The following is a 2,262-nucleotide window of genomic DNA, read 5'->3' as shown; positions in this document are numbered from 1 at the left end:
GCAGAAGGTGTTGTCATTACCATGAGAGGACTATGCAAAGGCTTTGAAATGGCAGAATGGCAACCGGGCAGCAAAGCAACATCCACAACTACCTTCACATTGCAGTATTTCAAATATGTCCAGAAGGACGTTGAAATCGTTGAGATAGATGTCCTCAACTTGGTGAGAAAATTCAATGGCGTCAATCAACTCGCAGACCATAGAGACAACATAGGATTATAAAAATGACAGTCCAAACAAGCATTACACATAAATTATTGATACCTGTTACTTTTGAAGGAAAAGAGCACACCGAAATTACTTTACAGCGCCCCAAAACAAAAGATGTGCAAGCAATCGACAAAAAAGAAGGCATAGAGCAAACAATCGCTATGATCGCACGTCTTTCTGGATGGGCACATGAAGCGGTTGGAGAACTCGATATTAATGACTTGTCGAGCATTGGAGAGATTTTGGAGTCTTTTATCAAGCGGCGGGATACCTCGACTGGGAAACCGCCGCTAAACTCATAGCCGATATTACCATTGTGTTCCATTGGTCCCTTTCAAAGATGATGGAAATGGAACCGCAAGAACTCATATTCTGGCGAAATCAAGCAGCAGAAAGGTATAAGATAAAATGAGTGAAAAAGTTGCTGATGCAAAGGTGAAACTGTCTCTTGAAGACAAACTCACCGCACCTCTCAAACATCTTCAAAAAAAATTCGATACATTGTCAAAAACACTCTCACATAGTTTGGGTATTGTGCGCTTTTCTGCTGCTGTCAAAAACATGACAAAAAGCCTTCATGGCGTTCAAAGTGCTCTTAGCACAGCGGCAAGTCGTGCTTCAGTCTTTACCGGTGTCTTAGGGCTTGCTGGTGGTGGTCTTGTGGCAAGTGTAGCCGCCCTCACCATGAAAACCATGCATCTGGGAGATAGTCTTTATCACGCATCACACCATTTAAATATGAGTGTTGCATCACTTCAATTATGGGGTGATGCAGCCGATAATTCAGGCACTTCTGCCGAACTTTTTCAACAATCCTTAGCGGTTTTAAATAGGCGTTCAGCACAAGCATATGCCGGACAAAAAAGAGGCATGATGGGCTTTGAAGCACTTGGCATTTCTGTCAAAAACACTTCTGGAAAACTCAAATCCACTTCTGTCTTGTTAGAAGAAATTACCGACAAGATGAGTAAGATGAAAAGCCAAGCACAAAGACAGCATATTGCCGCTCTGCTGTTTGGGGGCGATGGTAAAGAAATGGCGACCATGCTTGCACAAGGCATGGCACCCATTAAAGAGCTGTTTGCAAAGGCGCGAAAAGGAAAATGGCTGATAGGTGCCGATGTTGCACGCTATGCAGCAGATTTAAGTGACAAGCTTGGTGCTTTTAAGAAAAAAATAGGCGGTATCGCGAGCTTTATTGGCGCGCGTTTCATGCCCGTGATTAATGATATGATTGACGGTTTTTCAAAGTTGATTGATGAAAACCGCGACCTCATTCAAACAACCGTTGCGAGCTGGGCAAAAACCTTAAAAAAAGTCTTTAATGATTTGCTTAATCCTACCTCTGATTTAAGAAAAGGCATCAGTGATCTCACAGAGAGGATTAAAGGCTGGTTCCAATGGATGGAGCCGTTGATTGGTGAAATAACCCTTTTCAAGGTAGGACTTGTGGCACTTGGTTCGTTCATTTTTGGTCCACTCATTGCCGCGTTAGCCGCAGCGGGAGCAGCGTTTGTCACACTTGGCTATGCAATCATGACCACACCTATCGGCTGGATACTTGGTGGTATTGCAGCAGTTATTGCACTGTGTAAATACTGGGATGAAATAGATTTCCGGTTGGTTGCATCATTAGCTGTAATTGGTGCAGCGTTTGTTAAGCTTGGTATCATCATGATGTCCTCTCCTATCACTTGGGTAATTGGTGGCATTGTTGCGCTTATTGCTGTTCTATATGTGCTTTACAAATATTGGGACAAAATAAAAAGCTTGTTGGTAGCATCATTAGCTGTAATTGGTACAGCATTCGCCGCGCTTCGCATCGTCATGATGTCTACTCCCATAGGCTGGATAATAGGCGGCATTACAGTGCTTATTGCTACTGGATATCTACTCTACAAAAACTGGAATACCGTAATAAGCTTCTTAGGAAAGCTATGGAATTCTTTTTACAGCTTATGTAGTAACATTTTCAATAACCTCTTTACGCTCTTTAAAAACTTTTCACCACTCTATTGGATAGCAAAAGGCATAAATGCATTGATTAAATGG

Annotated in this window: 4 protein-coding genes; all 4 read left to right on the top strand. The window is 42.4% G+C overall.

The genetic code is table 11. From position 1 onward, the window contains the following. A partial coding sequence (locus ACFIKX_RS09560) for a phage major tail tube protein (RefSeq protein WP_375628174.1) occupies positions 1–222 on the top strand: 222 nt, incomplete at its 5' end. A gap of 2 nt (positions 223–224) precedes the next feature. After that, entirely contained in the window at positions 225–512 is a 288-nt protein-coding gene (locus tag ACFIKX_RS09555) for a phage tail assembly protein (protein WP_375612344.1), read from the top strand. Between the two features lie 38 nt (positions 513–550). Then, complete coding sequence (locus ACFIKX_RS09550) at positions 551–622, top strand: hypothetical protein (protein ID WP_375612372.1); 72 nt, start codon at positions 551–553, stop codon at positions 620–622. Then, positions 619–2,262, top strand: a 1,644-nt coding sequence (locus ACFIKX_RS09545) for a phage tail tape measure protein (RefSeq protein ID WP_375628173.1), incomplete at its 3' end; no start/stop codon positions are given. The genes ACFIKX_RS09550 and ACFIKX_RS09545, both read left to right, overlap by 4 nt.

The sequence above is a fragment of the Bartonella sp. CM86QHHN genome, from assembly GCF_042194695.1.
Classification (GTDB): domain Bacteria; phylum Pseudomonadota; class Alphaproteobacteria; order Rhizobiales; family Rhizobiaceae; genus Bartonella.
The sequence above is the reverse complement of the archived record's forward strand: the minus strand, read 5'-3'. Positions and strand labels throughout refer to the sequence as shown.